Raw genomic sequence first — 20524 nt, 5'->3', positions numbered from 1 at the left:
TTTGGATGTTTTGCTAAACAGTAGTTTCAGGTATCGCTTTAAAGTATTTCTTTCTAAACCAAAAGGCCAGATTTACCAAGGCAATTAGTGCGGGTACTTCCACAAGTGGACCGATTACACCCGCAAATGCCTGACCTGAATTTATCCCAAATACACCAATAGCGACTGCTATCGCTAATTCAAAGTTATTTCCTGTGGCTGTAAAAGCTATTGATGTGCTTTTAGAATAATCAGCACCAAAATAGCGCCCGGCAAAAAAGCTGAATACGAACATAATTGAAAAATAAATAACCAATGGAATAGCTATTCTTATTACATCCATAGGGATGTGTACGATCAATTCCCCTTTTAAACTGAACATAATCACAATGGTAAACAGTAGGGCAATCAATGTAATTGGAGAGATCAGGGGAACAAATTTATTTTGGAACCAATCTTCACCTTTTAAACTGATTAAGGCATAACGGCTGATAATGCCCATTGCAAACGGCAGCCCAAGATATATGCCTACACTTTTAGCAATTTCACCAATTGTAATATTTACCTCCAAACCTTTTAAACCAAAGTAAGGCGGAAGCACAGTAATGAAAACATAAGCGAATACACTGTATAACAGTACTTGGAAAATGCTGTTTAATGCAATCAAACCTGCCGCATATTCCCTGTTGCCTTCTGCCAATTCGTTCCAAACAACTACCATAGCGATACACCTTGCAAGTCCAATCAGTATTAAGCCGATCATATATTCAGGATAATCCCTTAAAAAAGTAATGGCGAGGAAAAACATAAGCAACGGGCCGACAACCCAATTTAAAACTAACGACACAGTTAGAACCTTGGTGTCTTTAAAAACTTCTCCCATTCTTTCATATTTAACTTTTGCAAGTGGGGGATACATCATTAAGATAAGGCCAATAGCGAGTGGAATATTTGTCGTTCCGCTTGAAAAGGAATTGATGAAACCAGAAGAAGAAGGGATAAAAAAACCGATACTAATGCCTATACCCATTGCTAGAAAAATCCATAAGGTGAGGTAACGGTCTAAAAAACTAAGTTTCTTTCTTTCGTTGGCTGGTGCGCAATTATTTGCTGACATGATGTTTTATTTAATATTGTTTTATTGCTATTTTACGATGCAAGGATAAAAAGAATAAGGGCTATAATGCCCCATCCCAAATTGTATTTAAAGGTGAGTCTGTACAAAATTCTTTGAAAAAACTTTAATCAAATCACGTACTCTTCTAAATTCTTCTATTACATCTTCTGCTGATCCGGTAGCTTTTGCGGGATCAGGGAAATTCTCATGGAAACGTTCCACTTTACCCGGAAAAAATGGACAGGCTTCATTTGCATTGTCGCAAACAGTAATTACATAATCAAAAGGGACGGATAAATATTCATCTACATGGTTAGAGGTATGATTAGAAATATCAATATGATCCTCTGCCATTACTTGAATAGCTTTTGGGTTTACTCCGTGTGTTTCAATTCCGGCACTATAGATCTTTGCTCGATCACCAGCAAAGTATCTTAGGTATCCTTCTGCTAATTGACTCCTGCAACTGTTTCCCGTGCAGAGTACTAATATATTTTTCATCACTTTCCTATTGTTTTTTATCTGTTATGAAGCTTGCATGATCTTATTTTTTTTGTGTGAGCTGTAAGCTCATGCAGGCTTCATCTATTATAGAATTATTTATCTTTTATTCAGTTCCGGCAATCTTACTTCTTCTTTCCAATAAATTCACATTGCGCCAAATACCATGTTGTTTTCCAACTTTTTCTCTAAAGCCAATAATGCGAAAACCTAAACGCTGATGTAATGAATGGCTAGAGAGATTTTCAGGAAATATCCCTGCTTGCAGTGTCCATATACCTTGCTTCTCACTTTCGGTAATCAGAAAATCCAGCAATTGATAGCCAATTTTTTGACCCCTGTAGCTTTCAGCAACATAAACACTTACTTCGGCAACCCCAGCATACACACATCTGCCTGAAACTGGTGACAAGGCAATCCATCCCGCAACCTGCTGATCAATTACTGCCACATAGCGTAAATTAGGCAAGTGTCCTTTGTCCCAATCTTCCCATGTAGGTGCATCAGTCTGGAAGGTTGCCTGTCCAGTGGCAATTCCTTCCAGATAGATAGTTTTAATTACATTCCAATCATTTGGTTCTAATCCCCTAATATTGATCATAATGATATGATTAGCAGCATCCAGAACCGGGAGTACAACTTTCTCCTGCTACTGCAAGATTTTTCAATTCTACTTTAGGTTTTTCAGGAGCGCAGCATTCTTCGCCAGTTGCCGTTGTGCCGCAACTTCCCCCTCTTTCCATAGCTTTACACTGTACAGCGTCAGGACGTAAATCAATTACCAAATTTCCTTCTGAAATGATAAAGTCATTTGGAAACATTTGTCTGGTATCAAATTGCGAATTTCCAAATTCAATTTTAACAGTACCCAAAGGGTTCAATGGAAGTGACTTTTCAACCAGCTTTACAATAGACAAGGCTTTGCTTACATTCATTGCCCTTTCCTGATCTTCATCTGTAGGCTCCCATAATTGCATAATAATCTCTGTCCAGCTATTCATTACCCCACCACAATCTACAGATACAATCGGGGCTTGTTTTATTTCTGTGATATGGTAGGAAGCACCCACCCACTTATTTTCTGCATACTGAAATTGTAGAGTCAGATCAGGATGTTGCTCCAAAGTTTCTTTAAATGTTTTCCAATTTATTGCTTCTAATTTATCCATGATTTTAAATTTTATGTTCAATTATATATTCTGTTAGCATTCATTGCAGTAAAGGTGTGCGGTGTAGTGAGAGGTATGTTTTCCAAGTATATTTTCGAGTAAATCAGGAACGTCAGGACTCAGGCAATAACAAGTTTTTGATCCGTTGATCTTGCCCTGAATGATGCCAGAACTGATCATTCTCGATAATTGATCATTTAGTTCTTGTTTGCTTAGGTTCAATACACCAATAAATTCTCCGCAAATACAGGTATTGATAACTAGTATACGGTCTAATATTGCAATACTATTTGTATCAGCAAGAATACGCAGGATCTCCACTGCCCTAAGTTGATTGTTCCTGAAATCTTCCTGCTCTTTGCTCATATTAATATTGTAATATTACGATGTATCTGGCCAAATTTTTTTAACAGCAATCAGTCTTTATACTATAAGTATTAAAAAACCCTGAAAGTTGTTTTTGCAGGTCATCCCAGACCCCAGGATTGATACAATAACAAACAGAAACGCCTTCTATAGTTCCCTGAATAAGCCCGGCTGTTTTCAATTCTTTCAGATGTTGTGAAATAGTAGCTTGTGCCAATCCTAGTTCCTCTACTAAATCTCCGCAGATACAAGCATTAGTTTTAATGATGTGTTGAAGGATAGCAATCCTAGCCGGATGTGCCATAGCTTTTAGCATTACAGCTAATCTGTTTTGCTCTTCGGTGAATATTTCTGTTTTTGTAAGTCCCATAACTTTATATTGCAATATTACGATATACATATATAATTTCCAAAAATTTTATTTAAAACTTTCCTTTGGAACACCAATAAGGAATATTACATAAATGATCAAAAGGCTTTAAGTTGAGAATTATATTTAGAGCTATAGAGAGTAAGGGTTAATTTCGGTAAATTTGGATATATCCCTATCCTATGAGTTTAGAATATTTTCGACAACGAGACCGATTTGATTTTTCTAAGAACACACTAGACATTGGAAATTATCTGCACTGGAACAAAAAGAGCTTTTTGAAGCATTTCTTTTTGCGGATTTTTGCCACGGATGCCAGTCGATGGGAAGAATTTTACACCCGGCATTTGAACTATTATTTAGCTAAACATGAAGACGGTAAGGAAGAGGATTTTTTCACACATCTATGGAGTCTGATCGAAACAAGGCTTAAAACGTTGGTGGAGAAAGATATTTATGAAAGCAAAAATCATGTTAGAGACCAGCAGGAAATCAAACATTTGAAAAGTCTTACCGGTTTTTTGATTTCTATTGACAAATGGAACTCCCATGAAACGGAGGTGGAGATCATCATGCGGCAACAGAACCAAATCAATACCATGCAAAATAAGATGGATAAAATGGATAAGGAGTTAAAGACGTTCAGATTACTGGAAACTAAGGATCATATCAATATTCCAAAAGGCTACGTGCTAACTTTAGTAGACATTATTTTACAAATACAGGAACAAACAATTGATGGCAAAATAGAATTGGCGTTTGCCCAGACACAGGCAATTTGGATGAAAATTATTTGCAAGTATTTCACCGAAGACCGTCAGCCCATAAAATATGAAAGGATCAAAAGGTATTTTACACCCGACCCGGATGACCTTTCAAAATCTAAATTCTCACCTGTTCCAGAGAACAAAAAACTCTTTAAAATCATCCCTGCAAAAAAAAGAAGCTAACAGTCTCTTATTTCGCACTTCTTCTTCTCATTGCTCATATAATTTGTATCTGTTTGACAGGTAGAAGTTTAGCTGTGACCGAAATTTAATATTTACCCACTCCCGTTACCCTCGTTTTTTGAAGGGTCATGAACGGGTGGGTTTACGCTGCACTTTTGAGTCAAATCAAAATGTATGCAGATTACTTATCAAAACACCTTGCCCCCTTATCAAAGCCTGATTGTAAAGGTGGCATCTACAGTAATCCAAGATCAACCCCTATTTGAAAACAGTTCATAACTGTACATCCATCATTGAAGATATATAGCTTGTCAGATCAAGGGCTATGGGTTTTATCCAGATTGACCAATGATCAGATATACAGCTATTCAGTTACACCTATTGTTTCACCTGAATATGATATTATGAATATTGACATTATCACTCCGGAAGATTTAAAGACTTTTAAATCCGAACTGATTGCAGAACTCAAAGAAGTATTACAGCCACAACAGCCATTTGCAAAGACCTGGTTAAAAAGTGCGGAGGTCAGAAAGATATTGAGCATTTCACCGGGAACATTGCAGAACCTTCGTATCAATGGTACGCTTCATTTTAAAAAGATCGGGGGAACGATGTACTATAAATCCGAAGATATTAATCACATGCTTGGGGACAGCCCAGCGGAAGGAGGTGCATTATGAATTACCTACCCACCACTTTTATGAAAAAAGCAGCAGACGATCACCGTCTGTTGCCTTCACATTTGAGTCTCGTCATGGCGGTATTTTATTTCCGCACTGATCATTCACCGGGAGCGGCTACACGGGTTAGCCGGAGCAGGCTCATGCGTTTCTCCCGTATCAAATCAATTGTGACGTATCACAAATGTTTGAAGGAATTAATTGATTTTGGGTATATCAGTTATGAGCCATCTTACCACCCGACCCATGCCAGTTCAATATGGCTACTGAACGAAGACGGGCAGAATTAAGATGGCTGAAACCAGCGGGAAGTAACCAAATTCCCGCCCCGATTGCAGAACTTCTAACGAAGTTCTATAACGGTACAAATTAGAGAAAATGAGGGAGCGAGTTAATGTTTTTGCTATACAAAAACACTCGATTTTTCCCTTGGGGGGAAAAATTTCGGTTCGCTCCCGATGGTCACATTGAAAAATGAGAAAGGAGAAAAAGGGATGCAAGTCAAAGATGAAAATACGAAGCCTGCAAAAAAACGGTTGCCCGGCAGGCCAAAGAAAGGGATCAAAAGGAGTGAAATCCTGATGATCAGGTTAACCCCTACCGAGCGGTTACTGATCGAGGACAAATCTAAAAAGGCAGGTTTAAAACCTAGCGAGTGGTTTAGAAGGGCGGCAAAAACCGCAGGCATAGTGCCCCGCTTTTCTACCGAGGAAAGTGGATGGTATAGATTATTGGCAGGGCTTGCTAATAACCTGAACCAGCTTACCCATTTGGCTCACGTTGAAGGACTGTTGTCCTTATCCGCTAAGTGCCGGACGATGCTCACGCAGGTAGAAGAAGTAATGCTAAAAATTACTAAACATGATCGGTAAGCCTATTACAGGAAAGAGCTTTGGCGGTTGCGTCCGTTATGTCGTTGACAAGAAAGATGCTGTAATCTTGGATGCCAACGGGGTGCGGATGCAAAATGCCTACTTAATTACCCAGGATCTTAACCAACAAAGGAAAACAAGACCGGGATTAGGTAAAGCAGTAGGCCATCTGGTTTTAAGCTGGAGCAATGAAGACCTGTCAAAGTTGAGCAATCAAATCATGGTAGAACGTGCAAAGGAATACATGGAGAAAATGAATATCCGTAATACCCAATATATAATGGTCAGGCATCATGATGGAAAAAATCCACACATGCACATCATTTACAACCGGGTAGATAACAAGGGCAATACCATTTCTGATAATAACAGTTACGGGCGGAATATTAAAGCCTGCAAGGAAATCACGCTAAAACACGGCTACCATTTAGGCAAAGGAAAAGAGCAGGTAAACCGTCAGGCATTGAACGGAAAAGAGCAAATAAGGTATGAATTATTTGATGCCGTCAAATCAGCAGTTAAAGAGTCAGTAAACTGGAAAGGCTTAGAGAGCAATTTACAGGCTAAAGGCATACAGATGGAATATAAAAGGCGAAGCGGGACAAATGAGGTACAAGGCATTTCTTTCGAGAAAGATGGATTTAAGATGAAAGGCTCTGCCGTTGACAGGTCTTTAAGCTATGGTAATCTAAATGCCCAGCTCAGTTTCAATCAGCAAAAAGAACAGCAACAAACCACATTTATAGAAAGCAGACCATCTTTAGCAGATCAGATCAAAGAAGTATTGAGACCGGATTACCACCATGATAGCCAGCCAGCCTTTAGCGGAGGTAAAAGCCTTCTCGAAATCCTATTAAGCCCGGAATTTGTGCCAGCACAATCAGCAGATCAGGATGATGCCAAAATTTACCGGAAGAAGAAAAAGAAGCCCGGACAACAAACAGATCATGAACAATCAAAAGGAATAAGCCGATGAATACACAGGAAATACAAGAACAGTTGCAGGACAATCAGGAACTCACCATCAAATTAGGGGAAAGAATGACCAGTGCCGAAGAAAAGTTAACTAAACTTATGGATGTTAAAGATTATAGCGGACAGCTTGACGAGTTAAAAGAGCTGATCATCAAAATTGCTGAACAGGACAAAACCGCCCCACTTCAGGATGAAATCAGCCAACAGATTATTGCTACTCAAAATCTGATGTTAAGCGGTGAGGCGAGCATCAAAATGCAGGAAACACTTTTTAGGAATTTCCCTAAAGAGATGCAGGTCAAACTACTTCACCGCTTTCAAGACAAAACAAAAGGTTTTATTATCGGCGGCTTAGTCCTTTTTGCCCTGTCAGCATTTTCAACAGGTATGTGCTTTTATCTCTGGAATGACAATGGAAGGATGAAAGACAATGATGTAAAGTTTAGAATGTTGCGGCAGATTGCCCCAGCTGTAGCATATGGAGTGGATACCTTGTACTATCCAAACCCCGAAGGCATGGAAAAGAAAACGAAGCAACTGGAAGCCCAGCAAATTGCTCTAGCAGAAGCCGAGGCGGCAGCCAAACAAGTGGCCGAGGAAGCTTTAAAAGCTAAAAAAGAAGCTAGAAAATTGAGAAAAGAAAAAGTTAAGTTGTAAAACTATTGTAGTAATGTAGATTATGTAAACAGAAATAAGATCAATAAGTGGGTGCTAAAAACAGTCCTTCTTTTAATCTTATTTCTGCTTACAATTTGGCAAAATTAATCTTCAAGGGAGAAACCTAAAATACGAAAATTAAAATTCAAATTAGTAGTTTTACAACGTGAAAATATTAGCCTTGCTACTTTCCATAATGGTGCTAACCTTAACTGCTGTCCCTTGCTGCAAAGCAGAAGGCAATCCAGCACATCATCATGACCAAAAAGCTAATAAAAATACAGAAGAGAAAGAGGATTGTTGTAAAAATTGTTCTCCTTTTTATGTTTGCGCTTCATGTGTTGGCTTTACTATCAGTAATTATTCAATTATAGGTTTTACCGTATATCTAAAGCTAATAAAGCACAATTTTTCTCATTTAACTGCTGAACTTACACAGCCCCCTTCAAGACTTTGGCAGCCTCCAAGATTAAGTTAACACCATATTAGAGCCTTATTTTGGCCGATTTTAATGGAAATACTTAATTATAAAATACATGATCAATAAAATAATTGTGATAACAGCCATGCTGTTTTTCTCAGTTGCGGCTTATGCCCAAAACACCTATAAAGTTGTCATTAAAGACGCAAAAACAAAAGAAACACTTCCCGGTGTAACTGTAAAGGTTAAGGGTACAAGCATTGGAACGGCCTCTGGTTCTGACGGAACAGTTATCCTAAGCAATATTCCATCTGGTAAACAGTTGATACAATTTAGTTACGTTGGCTTTAAAACCAAAGTAGACACTTTAAATTTTCCAATACAACAAAATGCACCCGCAATGGTGCTAATGGAATCGTCCGAAGAAGATGACAATCTGGATGAAGTGGTCGTTTCAGCTACCAGAAGCAGTAGAACAATTGCCAATATACCTACAAGAATTGAGGTTATTGCAGGCGAAGAGCTTGACGAAAAAGGAAATATGAAACCGGGGGACATCCGTATGATGCTTGCGGAAAGTACAGGCATTCAAACGCAGCAGACATCAGCAACAAGTGGTAATTCCAGCATTCGTATTCAGGGGCTTGACGGAAAATATACCCAGATCATTCGTGATGGATTTCCATTATATTCCGGCTTTTCAGGAGGATTAGGCTTGTTGCAAATAGCACCTTTGGATTTACAGCAAGTAGAGGTAATTAAAGGGGCTTCTTCAACCCTGTATGGTGGTGGTGCCATAGCTGGTTTAGTTAACCTTGTTTCTAAAAAGCCCACTGATGAACGCCAGCTTAATTTCTTGCTGAATGGAACATCAGCCTTAGGGCTTGATGCCAGTGGATTTTATGCACAGAAGTTTCAAAAGGTTGGTGTTACAGTTTATGGAGCATACAATCACGGATCAGCCTATGACCCTTCGGACATAGGTCTTACTGCCATTCCTAAATTTAACCGTTTCACACTGAACCCAAAATTGTTTATATATTTTAACGAAGGTACTACCCTTTCTGCCGGATTAAATACAACAGTCGAAAAAAGGATTGGAGGCGATCTTGAATATATTAAAGGAAATGGCAGTAGTCAGCACAGCTATTTTGAACAGAATAAGACTGGACGATACAGTACACAAGTAGAACTTGATCATAAATTAAATGATAAGGAAAAGCTCGTATTTCGCAATTCGGTGAGTTATTATGATCGGAGTATTGAACTGCCAGATTATCTTTTTTCCGGAGTACAGGTATCTACCTATAGTGAGGCCAATTATTCACGTAATGGTGAAAAGGCAGATTGGGTAGCAGGACTTAACTTTCTTACTGATCATTTCAAAGAAGATCAACACAGTAATTTAGCTTTGCGCAGCTACAATTATTCAACCATTGGTGCATTTGTACAAAACACCTGGAATGCTACAGATAAATTCAGCATTGAATCTGGTGTCCGTGGTGATTACCACAATGATTACGGATTTTTTTTCTTGCCAAAAATTTCAGGTTTATGGAAGATCAATGAGCATTTCTCTACCCGGTTGGGCGGAGGCTTAGGTTACAAAGCACCAAGTGTATTTACAGAAGATGCAGAACGCATACAGTTCAGGAATGTGCTTCCAATTGACCTTACTAATACTAAAGCGGAACGCTCTTATGGGGCTAATTATGATATAAACTATAAGACATCTCTGTTCGATGATAAAGTAGGCTTTAGCATTAATCAAATGTTCTTTTATACACGCATAAAAGATCCAATTTTACTTACTCCCGGTACAGGCAGTACATTAGTCTACATACAACCTAATGGAAATATCAATACAAAGGGAATGGAAACCAATGCAAAAATAACTTATGAGGATTTTAAACTGTTTATAGGCTATACGTTGGCTGACGTCAATCAGCAAACAGGTGTTACAGCTTCACCTTATCCATTAGTATCAAAACATCGCTTGAATAATGTTTTGATGTATGAAATAGAAGATAAATGGAAGATTGGTGCTGAGGCCTATTATTTTAGCAAACAAAGGTTAAATGACGGAACCACCGGAAAAAGCTACTGGACAGCTGGATTAATGGCAGAAAAGATTTGGGAGCGTTTCTCTGTCTTTGTCAATTTCGAAAATTTAACAGATACCCGTCAGACAAAATTTGATACGATCTATACAGGCACGATTACTAATCCTGTCTTTAGAGACATTTATGCACCTGTTGACGGATTTGTGATCAACGGCGGAATCAAGTTTAAGTTGTAAATTAACGTTAGTGGTATTCATGATACCACTAACTTTTTTATGTATTTTCTGCCTAAAAAAATGAAGATAGCATAGTAAATGACATAATACTCATTTTCCCTACCCTCATTTGCGGCCTGCAAAACCGAAGGGGTTTTGCTTTTGCATTTATGGAAAAGATTGTACTAATGATAGACGTTTCTGCTTGGCGTAAGCCCAGTATTTCAAACGCCTTTACCAATAACAGTACTCTATTTAAGAATTTAATTTATATTTAAGATCATTCTAAAAATTATGGTATCTGTAGACGATATTAAAGGTTTACCAATATTTGCCACTATTTATATTCTATCAGTGGTATCATTATGTGTTTTGGCTCCCACTTTAGTTTTTTACTATTTTGAGAGCAAACTTTTCTTATCAATGGATTTTATGAAAACTTTAATGCTGACCAGTGGAAGTGGTTTACTTTATTTCATCGCTAATTTTTGGGTAAGTATGATGTATATAAGTGTGACTGTCAAAATGGAGAATGTGAATCGTAATATTTTTAAAGATTTAGCCATTTACTCATCCGCATTTGCTTTTATGGCGATGGGAGTTGGTTATGGACTTGGATGTGGAGGTGTTGATATGGGATGGGTTAAAAATATAAATCAGTATTGTCATATTGCTTCACTTGGTACAGCGGCGTTTTATTTTTTTACAGGTTTTTTTATTCGCAAAATGAATATACTCGGACACAACTAGTCAAGTGTAAATTTTATGCCTTTGTCAAAAAAGGCCTTAACAACTTTAATATGACCAAAAGGAAGATCACCGGAATAAGGAGGTCTCTTTACTACTAAGGAAATTTTGTCAACGACATAACTTCGATTGTTCATATCTGTATAACTGCCTTTTTGATAGATTAAGTAATGAGTAATCATTGAGGATGAATTTATTACAAATGGAGAATTTGCCTGCTGCAATTCTTTTCCTAATGAATTTCCATTTGCAAACGCTTTATGTTTATTATACAACAAAACAGGAGATCCGTGTACTATCGCAGCAATTGAAGTTAGGATGTTAATTGATTTCGCATTGGCACCAGCCATTCTAATTTCAATATTTAAAACGTCAACATTATTTTTGCTTGTATCCAATGTAAAACCAGTCGCTAACAGGGGCTTTTCACCAAAATAAATAGTTGGAGCAACTTTCAAACTGTCTTTAATCCTAATCAGCTCCTTTTTTATGGAATCATATTGATAACCCATGCTGGTTAGCTTATCGGTTATTGCCTTTTCCAAATGATAAGTTTGTATTTTTCTAAGGCTGTCCCTTTTTTCTATTTCATCATTAACTTCTTTTGATGAAATGTCTGCCATAATTTTAGAACTAGTAAACAAACAAACGATTAAAAAAATCAAACTAATAATTCTCACAAATGGTTTTTTCGCAAATAGTATGATCTTATGAAAGGCGGTTCTGCTTTGGCGCTGTCTAGCATTGTTTACCTTAAATTCTGGAATTATTGAAAAGAATGCTAAAAGAAAAGTTAGAATTAGTTGAATCAGAGAGTGCCATTCCATAGATAAATGTAACTTAATATGTAGAATTTACAGCACAATTTCTTCATAGTAATGTTGACCATATTTTGTAGTAGTACACAAAACATCATACAAAGGCAAACAGATATTAGATCATGCTTTTTTACGAAATTAAATGGAAAATCCGTATATTCGTAACATAGCATTGCAGCTATATTGTACTATGAGATTAGTGAGTAATTCATGAGTCACTAATCAAAAAAGCTAAAAAAACGTCATTTAAAGGCCGTTAGGCTACTTTCATAAAGTCCCGTCCGGTCCGCTAAAAAGCCTTAACTTGTAAAAGTTGAGGCTTTTTTGATTTAAAACCTCCTCCTGAATACTCAGCAAGACAAAAATTTAGCTTTTAAGGATCAAGTCCTTTTTTACAGGGCTATCAGGTCTTCAAATTATTTTCCAAATATCGTCTTACCACATTACCAGTATTTGTGTGTAATTTTACAGCATAACCAGATGTCAATCTTTTCTTCAAACAAAATAAAACATGAGCGAGCATCAGAACATTGAATACAAACAATCCTGGCGGGATGAATATCTGAAATGGATTTGTGGATTTGCAAATGCTCAAGGAGGAAAGATATATATTGGCGTTAATGATAATGGTATTGCTACTGGTATTGATGATCCTAAAAAGTTAATGGACGATATTCCAAATAAGGCAGTTAATCATTTAGGATTAGTGATTGACGTCAACCTTTTAAAGGATAAAGGCAAAGAATACATTGAAATAGTCGTACCACCAAGCCCAATGCCGATTTCATATCATGGAGCTTACCATTTCCGTTCAGGCAGTACAAAACAAGAATTAAAGGTGCAGCACTTCACGAGTTCTTGCTGAAAAAAATTGGCAGGACATGGGATGATATAGGCATTAGTAACGCAAAGCTCGAAGACTTAGATTCTAACAGTATTTCTTCCTTTGTTAAAAAAGCTGTTAAAAGTGGAAGGATTTATAAAGAAGCAGAAAAAGATGACATTCCCACCCTATTAGAAAATTTACAGCTTATTACCCCTGATGGTGAACTAAAAGCAGCGGGTATTTTATTATTTGGCAAAAATCCTAAGAAATTTTTCGTTACCAGTTATTTTAAAATAGGAAAATTTGGCGACTCAGATTCCGAATTAAAATTCCAGGATACAGTAGAGGGAAATATTTTTGATATGGTGGAAGCAGTAATCACTCTGTTAAAGCAACGATATATTATCTCGAAAATAGGTTACGAAGGTATTCAAAGAATTGAAAAACCTGAATATCCTGATGCGGCGATTAGAGAGGCTATTTTAAATGCCATTGTACATAAGGACTACACGGATTCTACTATTCAAATGAGTATATACGACGACAAAATTATACTATGGAATCCAGGAAAACTATCCGAAGATCTGACAATTGAAAAGTTAAAGAGCAAGCATCCTTCAAGAGCCCGGAATAAAAACATTGCGGAAGTATTCTTTAAAGCAGGCTATATCGAATCATGGGGTCGAGGTATAGAAAAAATGATTGATGCTTTCAAAGGCGATGGTTTACCAGAACCTATCTTTGAAGAAAATTCGGGAGGTTTTCAGGTTACATTTTTGAAAGATTCCTATTCTCAAGATTTCCTCAATCAAATAGGGTTAAATGAAAGACAGATTAAAGCTGTTACCTATTTAAAAGATGTCCGAGAATTTACTAATGCTAAATATCAGGAAATAAATAATATAGGAAAATCAATTTCTGCTATTGAATTACAGGAGCTAATTGATAAGGGCATAATAAATAAAATTGGCAAGGGGAAGCTAACTAAATATTCACTTAAATAATATTGATCATTCGTCCGGTATTCGTCCGGTATTTTTAGGTAATTGTGTTAATCAAATGCAGATTTAGCTGTATTACCTATCCTTAGGATGTTTTGTGATATATACATTCGTCCAATATTCTTCCAGTTATTAAGTGAAAATTGGCTTTATTATCGATTTTAGTATTTTTAATTAAAAAATTATAATTCTATGCACTATGACTTCTCTCAGCACAAGTTATTTGAAAAAAGATGGTTTAAATTTACAGATGACGGTTTACGAGTGCGGTATAGAAGTATAATGAAAACGAATGAATATGAGATTAAATACGAAGATATTGGAAATAAAATAGTTGATTTCTCCGGTGGTGTTAGAGCTTGGTTCATACCAACTCTAATTTTAAGTATTGTGTCAGGCATATTATATATAGACAGAATCAACGGTGGAGATGTTGAAAATGGTGCTGAATTCTTTTATCTTTCGTTTGCTTTAGTGTGTTTGATCTTATATATCATGACTTTCAAAAAAGCTCGTTACCTATCTAAAAGTAACAATGCAAATGCAATAGAATTCTTACGTAAAAAGGCTACAGAAAAAGATTTGGAAAATTTCATTAATCAAATCTTATCAAGGCGTAAATCTTTTCTCATAGAAAGATATGGTCAATTAAATAGGAACATAAGTTATGAATCTCAATATAATAACTTAAAATGGTTGTTAGATAATAACGTTTTAGATCAAAAGAGCTATGAAGAGAAATTAGCAGACCTAGAGGAATTGTTTCCAGCAACAACGGTAATAAAGGGATTCACGTTTGGAACTAATTAATATTCTTAGTTTTTTGCGTAAATTAGTATCACAGCATTGCAGCTATATTGTACTATGAAATTAGTGAGTAGTTCATGAGTCAAAATCGAAAAAGCTCAAAAAACGTCATTTAAAGGCCGTTAGGCTACTTTCACAAAGTCCCGTCCGGTCCGCATAATAAGTATCAAAACATTCAAAAAGCCTTTAATCTTAAGATTAGAGGCTTTTTCATTTTGGCGACTCACCGAGATATGCTCTCCACCTTTAGACTTCTGCTTATTCCTTAATAGAGACCCCGTAGCTAAGAATAAAATGAAATTAATTGATAGCCTTGACGGACTGATAGTAAACTTTAATCCACAATTGTAATATACAGTCGACGAACAAGTATTTAAAGTGGAGAAGTTAAAAGCCATTGCCGATATTGCCGAACCCGTCATTCCAAGGGAGATTTTGTATGGTCGGCTACATCCTGAAAAAGAGGACTATCCTGAATGGGTGGTGCCATTGCTGGAGAGATTATAATCACAATTATATATTAACATGGAGGATTTTCAACCACTTTATAATTACCTACAGTTATTTCGCTCAATTCCAGTAGAGGACTGGGAGCTGATAAAAGCCAATTTAGAATTACGAAGAGTAAAAGAAGGGGAGAGGTTATTGCAGGCGGGCAAAATTGCCAAGGAAATGTTTTTTGTGCGAAATGGCGTGTTGCGTATCATAAAGCATACTGAAAACGGGAATGATATTACTGTCTTTTTTCTGAAAGAAAATAGCTTCTGTACTTTTCTTGATAGCTTCACTAATAACACACCTACTACGGAAAGTTTACAGGCAGCCTGTGATACAGATTTGATTATATTGACAAAAGACAATTTATTCCGTCTATATGAAAAGCTGCCTTATCTTTACCAGTTAATCGGAAACATCGTACAGCAGGCATTGTTAGACAAAATCACCACCCGTAATATTTTTATGGGACAGGATGCTACTGCCCGTTACCGGAACTTTTTATTGTATCATCAGGATATTGCCTTACGTGTGTCATTGAGCGACATAGCTTCTTATCTTGGAATCACACAGCAATCATTGAGTCGAATCAGGAAAAATTTCTTCGTTTAATATTTTTAACGCTTTTTATAGTCGAAGGACCAAATGGATCTGGCAAGAGTCTTTTCTTCAGTAAACTTACGGAATCTAACTATACAGTCTTTGATGGGGGTGAGCACCTGACTAAGTTTGCCAAAAAGTATCCGGAAATCCGAAGTGACGTGCCGACAAATGTGGCAAACAACATTGGAATAAGATAGTTAGAAGTGCTGCGATAGCTTCACGCTCGAAAATCGACTATCTGTTACCATTAAAAATACGATTTCTGTATCTGTTAAATGTTCTTGAATTGGGCTTTCTTTGTTCGATAAATAACATTAAAGATGCAACATAAGAATATCATCACTGAACAGGAGCTGTCAAAATTCAGGGAAGACACCAGCGGAACCTTAGCTAAGATCCATTTTAACAACGCAGGCTCGTCCTTAAATCCGTCTGTTGTTGTTGACACAGTTGTTAATTATCTCCGTGAGGAAGCGGTTATTGGGGGTTATGAAGCGGAGTTCAAGTATAAACAGCAAATAGAATATACTTACGAACTGATTGCGCGTTTGATTAATGCTGAGCGGGATGAAATTGCTATCGTTGAAAATGCCAGCACAGCCTGGGGACTAGCTTTCAATGGCATTAAATTCGATGAGGGTGATGTGATTATTACCTCAGAAATGGAATATGTCACGAATCTGATTGGTTTTATTCACTTGAAGAAAACAAAGGGTATAAAGGTACAGGTCATACCAAATGACGAGCAGGGCAACTTCCAGTTAAAGGCTTTGGAAGCTGCCATTACCCCAAACACCAAATTGATCGCTATTACACATATTGCTTCTGCAGCCGGAACGGTATTGCCAATAGTTGAAATTGGTAAGATAGCGCGTAAATACGGTGTATTATATTTGGTTGATGCCTGCCAGACTGTAGGTCAGGTACCGATTGATGTTAAGGAAATTGGCTGTGATATCTTGTCGGTAACCGGCCGTAAGTATCTTAGGGCGCCCCGTGGAACGGGATTTTTATTTGTGAAGAAATCCATTCAGGATCAGCTGGAAGTGCTGTTAATCGATGGGCACACGGCTGAATTGATCAGCGAAGACGATTACCGGGTTAGAGCCGATTGCAGAAGATTCGAACTTTACGAAAAAAGCCGCGCATTAACACTTGGACTCGGAAAAGCAGTTGAATATGCATTAGCCATAGGTGTCGACCGGATCTGGGAGCGGATCCAATCTTTAGCGGGAGCAATGAGAACGCAGTTAAAAGAGATTGAAGGTGTAACAATTCACGATAACGGGACGCTGCAATGTGGTATTGTGACCTTCTCTGTAAATAATATAGAGAGCCAGGTAGTCAAAGCGAAACTTTCAGAAAAAAACATTAATGTTTCTGTTGGTCTGGCGAAGTCAACATTTATCTACATGAATAAAAACGAGCTCGTTGATGTAATAAGAGCATCAGTTCATTACTATAACACCGATAACGAAATCAACATACTATGCAGAGAATTAACCGCTATCATCAATAATTGATGTTTTCGGGAAACTGACATCCTTGGCTTATTTTTTGTCTAAACCACAACCTAATAAATAACGCTATACATTAGAATGAACTGCAAGTTCAGGATGTTGTTTATAGATATTAGTGATAATCTCGTGGAATGTTTACCAAAATAATTCGGTATGCCTGCTTAAAGGCTATCTGATTTATTCCGGAAAACATATTATTTATCTACTTTAGAAATATTAAATTTTATAAAGATGTTTAATGAAATCCCGGCCGTGTTGAAGAACAGAATGCTGCAACTTGAAAAAATAGATCAACAAGACCGTGTTGACGGTACGCCGCGAGACAAACGTTTAAGACAAATCAGCTATGATACCGGGCAATTTTTGTCTTTGCTGGTGGTCAACCTCCCTGATGGAGAGATTATAGAGATAGGTACCAGTGCGGGCTATTCTACTATTTGGCTGGCTCTCGCGGCCAAAGAAACTAATAGAAAGGTCAAAACTTTTGAGATAGATGAAGCTAAAGTAAAAATGGCCCGCGAAACATTTGAGCTTGTGGGATTAGATAACACCATTGAATTGATACAAGGTGATTTTTTTGACTATGAGGCTAAACTCGGCCCGGTTGCTTTTTGTTTTCTTGATGCAGAAAAAGATATTTATGAGCGGTGTTATCAAGTTGTAGCTCCTAAAATGGTTTCTAACGGTCTATTAGTAGCTGATAATGCTACCGATCAATATTTTGAAATTAAACCCATGATTGAGCGGGCACTTGGTGATGAGCAATTTGACTGTCTTACTGTACCAATAGGTAACGGTGAATTTATTTGCAGAAAAAAAATGATTTAGATATACGCCCGACAGGAAAATTGAAATTGTAGCCGATTCATGGCAGCTACAATTCAAATTAGCATTTAGTTGGGTAGCTGATTTAAAGTTTTCACCATTTCTTTTAAACCATTTGGTGAGTACATCCAGTCTATCATATCTATTGTTTCCTTGCCTTCTTCCACAAATCTTGCAAACATCTTTTCTTCATAATAGGCTATTGCCGGCTTTAGATCAGCAAACTTTCCGCTGGTTAAAATCTCGCTAAGATCTAAAGCGTCGAGCATTGCCGTATTTACACCTTCTCCATTTGGAGGTAGGAGGTGTGCTGCATCACCAAGCAAAGTTATATTAGATTGTGGTTCCCAATGTTGGTCCAATGGCATACAGTATAAAGGTCTCGGTATAAATTGGGTGTTTTTATGGTTGAATAATTCGAGCCAGATGTTATCCCAACTGGCATACTCTTTTTTAAACCACTCGAGGATTTGTTCAGCATTTTTAAAATCAATACCACTTTCTTTAACCCAGTCAGCAGTTGCTTTCCAGCCAATATAGAAATCCATACTACCATCGCCTTTGGCACTTACAAATATTGTTTTAGAATCGCCCATGGCAGAAATTTTTCCACCTTTTAATAAACTGTGAATTTTTGGGGCGTTCTTCTCCGAATCCTCAATATTGCCTACTAGGTAAGTGGCGCCAGAATAAAAAGGTTTGATAGGAGTAACAACCGGACGGATTTTTGAATTGGCTCCATCAGCTCCAATTACAATATCGGCAAAAGCAGTGTTGCCGTTCTGAAAAATTATTTTCCAGGTATCATCGATTTTTTCAAGCGAAACAATATGACTATCCCAAACAACTGTATCGGGTTGCAGTGAATCCAATAAAATATTTCTTAGAGGTCCGCGGTCAATTTCAGGTCTGAATGATTCATCCCCAAAATCACTGGTAGACTCTTTGTCATGGTCGTCATAGAAAATGGTCGCCTTTTTATCAACAACTCGATAGCGGTCATTATCAGGTCTGTAATTTGCTTTGAAGGCATCCAATAACCCCGCTTTTTCGATTGCCTTTAAACCTGATTCGAAATGCAGGTCGAGTGTTGCACCCTGTACCCTCACATCCCTGCTTTCGTCTCTTTCATATACTTTTACATTTGCTCCTTTAAGCTGAAGTAATCGTGCTAATGTGAGGCCTCCCGGGCCACCGCCTACGATGGCAACTTCTTTATTTTGTAACAACATGATATTTGTTTTTATTCCGTTAACAAAAGTATAACTACATTTATAATTAAAATAGTCCTAAATGCTATTAAAATAGTCGGAAATGAAAGTATCAGTAACAGACAAACATAGGTCGGGCATCATGGCCGAATTTGCCAGGGCTGTTGGTTTAACCGTTGAAGGTCGTTTTTTCCACATCCCTAAAAGTAAGGGAGAGGGATATATTACCGGCTTTTCCTGGGATGATAACGACTTACGGATGATGGTACGCAACTATTATCTGAATGAGGAAGTTTTATTGGAGCGTACCAATGAAATAGCTGAAGGGGAGGAAGATGTTGTTTTTATGTTGAGCGGAATTTTTCCATCACCGTTAGTACCCGAAAAACAACCGCTGCCGGAACAAGCCAGTGTATTCATCTGCATGCAGGCCGTTTCTTCCATACTTACCATGCCTTCATACACCTTTTTCAGAAGTATCGGGATTGCGGTTTCCCGGCAGCGCCTGCGAAAACTCTTTGGAGATATATCGCATCCGGTAGTGGAAAGTGTTTTAGAAAGCAAGGAGAACTTTGCCTTTGAAACCGGCATTTCGCCCGAAATGATCAAAACTGCCAGCGAGATACTGCAGCATCCTGTACCGGAAAGTTTGGCAAGCCAATACTGTAAGCTAAAATGTGAAGAATTACTTTGTTACATTTTTGCGCTGTTGATGCAACGGGAAGTTATACCTACAAGCAGCATGCATATTGAAGATATTAAAGCTATTTATGCGATCAAATTGCATTTGCAGTCACACTTGGCTGAACCACCTAATATTGCTGCACAGGCAAGAGAAGCTGGTATGAGCGAACCGAAACTACGAAAACTGTTTAGACAGATGTTTGGTAAAGGAATCTTTGAATATTACCAGTCTGTAAGAATGCAGGAAGCAGCAAGATTGTTAAAAGAAAAAGGGCTAACTGTTTCTGAAGTTGGCTATCAGTTGGGCTTTACTAACTTAAGTCATTTTTCAAGAGTTTTTGAACAGCATCATGGTATAAAACCGAAGAGGTTTTCGCTTAAATGAGATATAATATTTAAATGATCACTTTCCTTCAATTCGTACTTCTACAATTTTACTAACTTCCTATATAATAATTTCCGCACTTTAGTTGAAATTATACATGTTTCAAATATAATTCTGCATCTCTGAACTTAATTAAGTATCCTCGTTAATTGTCCGCAAAAAAACAGGTTATATTCAGAGATATAATTATGATAATGATATATGATTTAGCCTAATAATCAAATATTATATGGATATCACAATATTTTGAGTGTTTTTAAGCTT

The 20524-nt window shown here is 37.3% G+C and carries 25 protein-coding genes; 17 read left to right on the top strand and 8 right to left on the bottom strand.

Annotated features, from left to right (window positions below; genetic code table 11):
* Positions 1-13: 13 nt before the first annotated feature.
* From arsB to GSQ84_RS17990, 6 genes are all read right to left on the bottom strand, one after another.
* Positions 14-1096: an ACR3 family arsenite efflux transporter gene (gene arsB / locus GSQ84_RS18015; RefSeq protein ID WP_158798656.1), complete on the bottom strand. Its 1083-nt coding sequence runs from the start codon at positions 1094-1096 to the stop codon at positions 14-16.
* 87 nt (positions 1097-1183) lie between these two features.
* Entirely contained in the window at positions 1184-1597 is a 414-nt protein-coding gene (locus GSQ84_RS18010; RefSeq protein ID WP_158798655.1) for an arsenate reductase ArsC, read from the bottom strand.
* Positions 1598-1703: 106 nt separating this feature from the next.
* Positions 1704-2198, bottom strand: a complete 495-nt coding sequence (locus tag GSQ84_RS18005) for a GNAT family N-acetyltransferase (RefSeq protein ID WP_158798654.1) — start codon at positions 2196-2198, stop codon at positions 1704-1706.
* Positions 2199-2208: 10 nt separating this feature from the next.
* Positions 2209-2766, bottom strand: coding sequence for a DUF6428 family protein (locus GSQ84_RS18000; RefSeq protein ID WP_158798653.1), 558 nt, complete (start codon positions 2764-2766; stop codon positions 2209-2211).
* 33 nt (positions 2767-2799) lie between these two features.
* Positions 2800-3132 carry a helix-turn-helix transcriptional regulator gene (locus GSQ84_RS17995; protein WP_158798652.1) on the bottom strand — a complete coding sequence of 111 codons (333 nt, stop codon included), beginning with the start codon at positions 3130-3132 and terminating at the stop codon, positions 2800-2802.
* A 40-nt stretch (positions 3133-3172) separates the two neighbouring features.
* Positions 3173-3502 (bottom strand): helix-turn-helix transcriptional regulator, encoded by a 330-nt coding sequence (locus GSQ84_RS17990; RefSeq protein WP_158798735.1) that lies wholly within the window; start codon positions 3500-3502, stop codon positions 3173-3175.
* A 182-nt stretch (positions 3503-3684) separates the two neighbouring features.
* Here GSQ84_RS17990 and GSQ84_RS17985 point away from each other — a divergent pair, with 182 nt between their 5' ends.
* The 9 genes from GSQ84_RS17985 to GSQ84_RS17945 all read left to right on the top strand — a co-directional run bounded on the left by GSQ84_RS17985 (position 3685) and on the right by GSQ84_RS17945 (position 11088).
* A complete protein-coding gene (locus tag GSQ84_RS17985) occupies positions 3685-4452 on the top strand; it encodes a hypothetical protein (protein ID WP_158798651.1) in 768 nt (255 codons plus the stop codon).
* Between the two features lie 404 nt (positions 4453-4856).
* Entirely contained in the window at positions 4857-5135 is a 279-nt protein-coding gene (locus GSQ84_RS17980) for a helix-turn-helix domain-containing protein (protein WP_158798650.1), read from the top strand.
* On the top strand, positions 5132-5425 hold the full coding sequence (locus tag GSQ84_RS17975) for a hypothetical protein (RefSeq protein WP_158798649.1): 294 nt from the start codon (positions 5132-5134) through the stop codon (positions 5423-5425). Before GSQ84_RS17980 ends, GSQ84_RS17975 begins: the two co-directional genes overlap by 4 nt.
* Before the next feature lie 168 nt (positions 5426-5593).
* Positions 5594-6007 (top strand): plasmid mobilization relaxosome protein MobC, encoded by a 414-nt coding sequence (mobC, locus tag GSQ84_RS17970; RefSeq protein WP_158798648.1) that lies wholly within the window; start codon positions 5594-5596, stop codon positions 6005-6007.
* Entirely contained in the window at positions 5997-6983 is a 987-nt protein-coding gene (locus GSQ84_RS17965) for a relaxase/mobilization nuclease domain-containing protein (protein WP_158798647.1), read from the top strand. Before mobC ends, GSQ84_RS17965 begins: the two co-directional genes overlap by 11 nt.
* Positions 6980-7639, top strand: a complete 660-nt coding sequence (locus GSQ84_RS17960) for a hypothetical protein (protein WP_158798646.1) — start codon at positions 6980-6982, stop codon at positions 7637-7639. The genes GSQ84_RS17965 and GSQ84_RS17960 overlap by 4 nt, the downstream gene beginning before the upstream one ends.
* 166 nt (positions 7640-7805) lie before the next feature.
* Positions 7806-8117, top strand: a complete 312-nt coding sequence (locus tag GSQ84_RS17955; RefSeq protein WP_158798645.1) for a DUF6660 family protein — start codon at positions 7806-7808, stop codon at positions 8115-8117.
* A 58-nt stretch (positions 8118-8175) separates the two neighbouring features.
* Positions 8176-10359 carry a TonB-dependent receptor gene (locus GSQ84_RS17950; RefSeq protein ID WP_254070900.1) on the top strand — a complete coding sequence of 728 codons (2184 nt, stop codon included), beginning with the start codon at positions 8176-8178 and terminating at the stop codon, positions 10357-10359.
* 273 nt (positions 10360-10632) lie between these two features.
* Positions 10633-11088 (top strand): hypothetical protein, encoded by a 456-nt coding sequence (locus tag GSQ84_RS17945; RefSeq protein WP_158798644.1) that lies wholly within the window; start codon positions 10633-10635, stop codon positions 11086-11088.
* On the opposite strand, the gene GSQ84_RS17940 is transcribed toward GSQ84_RS17945, so the two are convergent.
* Positions 11085-11912, bottom strand: coding sequence for a hypothetical protein (locus tag GSQ84_RS17940; RefSeq protein ID WP_158798643.1), 828 nt, complete (start codon positions 11910-11912; stop codon positions 11085-11087). The two genes, GSQ84_RS17945 and GSQ84_RS17940, sit on opposite strands and share 4 nt — an antisense overlap.
* 502 nt (positions 11913-12414) lie before the next feature.
* Between GSQ84_RS17940 and GSQ84_RS27910 the strand changes: the two genes are divergently transcribed.
* The 7 genes from GSQ84_RS27910 (at position 12415) to GSQ84_RS17915 (ending at position 17983) form a co-directional block, all read left to right on the top strand.
* Complete coding sequence (locus GSQ84_RS27910) at positions 12415-12768, top strand: helix-turn-helix domain-containing protein (RefSeq protein ID WP_216848963.1); 354 nt, start codon at positions 12415-12417, stop codon at positions 12766-12768.
* Positions 12762-13733 carry an ATP-binding protein gene (locus GSQ84_RS17935; protein ID WP_216848961.1) on the top strand — a complete coding sequence of 324 codons (972 nt, stop codon included), beginning with the start codon at positions 12762-12764 and terminating at the stop codon, positions 13731-13733. The genes GSQ84_RS27910 and GSQ84_RS17935 overlap by 7 nt, the downstream gene beginning before the upstream one ends.
* 189 nt (positions 13734-13922) lie before the next feature.
* Positions 13923-14540, top strand: a complete 618-nt coding sequence (locus GSQ84_RS17930; protein ID WP_216848960.1) for a hypothetical protein — start codon at positions 13923-13925, stop codon at positions 14538-14540.
* 375 nt (positions 14541-14915) lie between these two features.
* Positions 14916-15044, top strand: a complete 129-nt coding sequence (locus tag GSQ84_RS28210) for a hypothetical protein (RefSeq protein WP_256377533.1) — start codon at positions 14916-14918, stop codon at positions 15042-15044.
* Positions 15045-15062: 18 nt separating this feature from the next.
* On the top strand, positions 15063-15644 hold the full coding sequence (locus GSQ84_RS17925; RefSeq protein WP_158798641.1) for a Crp/Fnr family transcriptional regulator: 582 nt from the start codon (positions 15063-15065) through the stop codon (positions 15642-15644).
* A 311-nt stretch (positions 15645-15955) separates the two neighbouring features.
* Complete coding sequence (locus tag GSQ84_RS17920; protein ID WP_158798640.1) at positions 15956-17158, top strand: aminotransferase class V-fold PLP-dependent enzyme; 1203 nt, start codon at positions 15956-15958, stop codon at positions 17156-17158.
* Positions 17159-17386: 228 nt separating this feature from the next.
* Positions 17387-17983, top strand: a complete 597-nt coding sequence (locus tag GSQ84_RS17915) for an O-methyltransferase (RefSeq protein WP_158798639.1) — start codon at positions 17387-17389, stop codon at positions 17981-17983.
* A gap of 65 nt (positions 17984-18048) precedes the next feature.
* Here GSQ84_RS17915 and GSQ84_RS17910 read toward each other — a convergent pair whose 3' ends face one another.
* The gene (locus GSQ84_RS17910; protein WP_158798638.1) at positions 18049-19212 is read right to left on the bottom strand and encodes an NAD(P)/FAD-dependent oxidoreductase; all 1164 of its coding nucleotides are present in this window, start codon (positions 19210-19212) and stop codon (positions 18049-18051) included.
* A gap of 82 nt (positions 19213-19294) precedes the next feature.
* On the opposite strand from GSQ84_RS17910, the gene GSQ84_RS17905 reads away from it, so the two are divergent.
* Positions 19295-20260, top strand: coding sequence for a helix-turn-helix transcriptional regulator (locus tag GSQ84_RS17905; RefSeq protein WP_158798637.1), 966 nt, complete (start codon positions 19295-19297; stop codon positions 20258-20260).
* The last annotated feature ends 264 nt before the right edge of the window (positions 20261-20524 follow it).

The organism is Pedobacter sp. L105, assembly GCF_009765875.1.
Taxonomy (GTDB): domain Bacteria; phylum Bacteroidota; class Bacteroidia; order Sphingobacteriales; family Sphingobacteriaceae; genus Pedobacter.
This window is presented reverse-complemented; position numbering and strand designations above follow the sequence as displayed.

Excerpts from the sequence above, each read along its gene's own strand:
- GSQ84_RS17960 (WP_158798646.1), top strand. The coding sequence starts at position 6,980 with ATGAATACACAGGAAATACAAGAACAGTTGCAGGACAATCAGGAACTC.
- GSQ84_RS17940 (WP_158798643.1), bottom strand. The coding sequence starts at position 11,912 with ATGGAATGGCACTCTCTGATTCAACTAATTCTAACTTTTCTTTTAGCA.
- GSQ84_RS17975 (WP_158798649.1), top strand. The coding sequence starts at position 5,132 with ATGAATTACCTACCCACCACTTTTATGAAAAAAGCAGCAGACGATCAC.
- GSQ84_RS17915 (WP_158798639.1), top strand. The coding sequence starts at position 17,387 with ATGTTTAATGAAATCCCGGCCGTGTTGAAGAACAGAATGCTGCAACTT.
- arsB (WP_158798656.1), bottom strand. The coding sequence starts at position 1,096 with ATGTCAGCAAATAATTGCGCACCAGCCAACGAAAGAAAGAAACTTAGT.
- GSQ84_RS17910 (WP_158798638.1), bottom strand. The coding sequence starts at position 19,212 with ATGTTGTTACAAAATAAAGAAGTTGCCATCGTAGGCGGTGGCCCGGGA.
- GSQ84_RS17920 (WP_158798640.1), top strand. The coding sequence starts at position 15,956 with ATGCAACATAAGAATATCATCACTGAACAGGAGCTGTCAAAATTCAGG.
- GSQ84_RS18010 (WP_158798655.1), bottom strand. The coding sequence starts at position 1,597 with ATGAAAAATATATTAGTACTCTGCACGGGAAACAGTTGCAGGAGTCAA.
- GSQ84_RS17925 (WP_158798641.1), top strand. The coding sequence starts at position 15,063 with ATGGAGGATTTTCAACCACTTTATAATTACCTACAGTTATTTCGCTCA.
- GSQ84_RS17995 (WP_158798652.1), bottom strand. The coding sequence starts at position 3,132 with ATGAGCAAAGAGCAGGAAGATTTCAGGAACAATCAACTTAGGGCAGTG.
- GSQ84_RS27910 (WP_216848963.1), top strand. The coding sequence starts at position 12,415 with ATGAGCGAGCATCAGAACATTGAATACAAACAATCCTGGCGGGATGAA.
- GSQ84_RS18005 (WP_158798654.1), bottom strand. The coding sequence starts at position 2,198 with ATGATCAATATTAGGGGATTAGAACCAAATGATTGGAATGTAATTAAA.
- mobC (WP_158798648.1), top strand. The coding sequence starts at position 5,594 with ATGGTCACATTGAAAAATGAGAAAGGAGAAAAAGGGATGCAAGTCAAA.
- GSQ84_RS17990 (WP_158798735.1), bottom strand. The coding sequence starts at position 3,502 with ATGGGACTTACAAAAACAGAAATATTCACCGAAGAGCAAAACAGATTA.
- GSQ84_RS17905 (WP_158798637.1), top strand. The coding sequence starts at position 19,295 with ATGAAAGTATCAGTAACAGACAAACATAGGTCGGGCATCATGGCCGAA.
- GSQ84_RS17930 (WP_216848960.1), top strand. The coding sequence starts at position 13,923 with ATGCACTATGACTTCTCTCAGCACAAGTTATTTGAAAAAAGATGGTTT.
- GSQ84_RS18000 (WP_158798653.1), bottom strand. The coding sequence starts at position 2,766 with ATGGATAAATTAGAAGCAATAAATTGGAAAACATTTAAAGAAACTTTG.
- GSQ84_RS17980 (WP_158798650.1), top strand. The coding sequence starts at position 4,857 with ATGAATATTGACATTATCACTCCGGAAGATTTAAAGACTTTTAAATCC.
- GSQ84_RS17985 (WP_158798651.1), top strand. The coding sequence starts at position 3,685 with ATGAGTTTAGAATATTTTCGACAACGAGACCGATTTGATTTTTCTAAG.
- GSQ84_RS17950 (WP_254070900.1), top strand. The coding sequence starts at position 8,176 with ATGATCAATAAAATAATTGTGATAACAGCCATGCTGTTTTTCTCAGTT.
- GSQ84_RS17945 (WP_158798644.1), top strand. The coding sequence starts at position 10,633 with ATGGTATCTGTAGACGATATTAAAGGTTTACCAATATTTGCCACTATT.
- GSQ84_RS17965 (WP_158798647.1), top strand. The coding sequence starts at position 5,997 with ATGATCGGTAAGCCTATTACAGGAAAGAGCTTTGGCGGTTGCGTCCGT.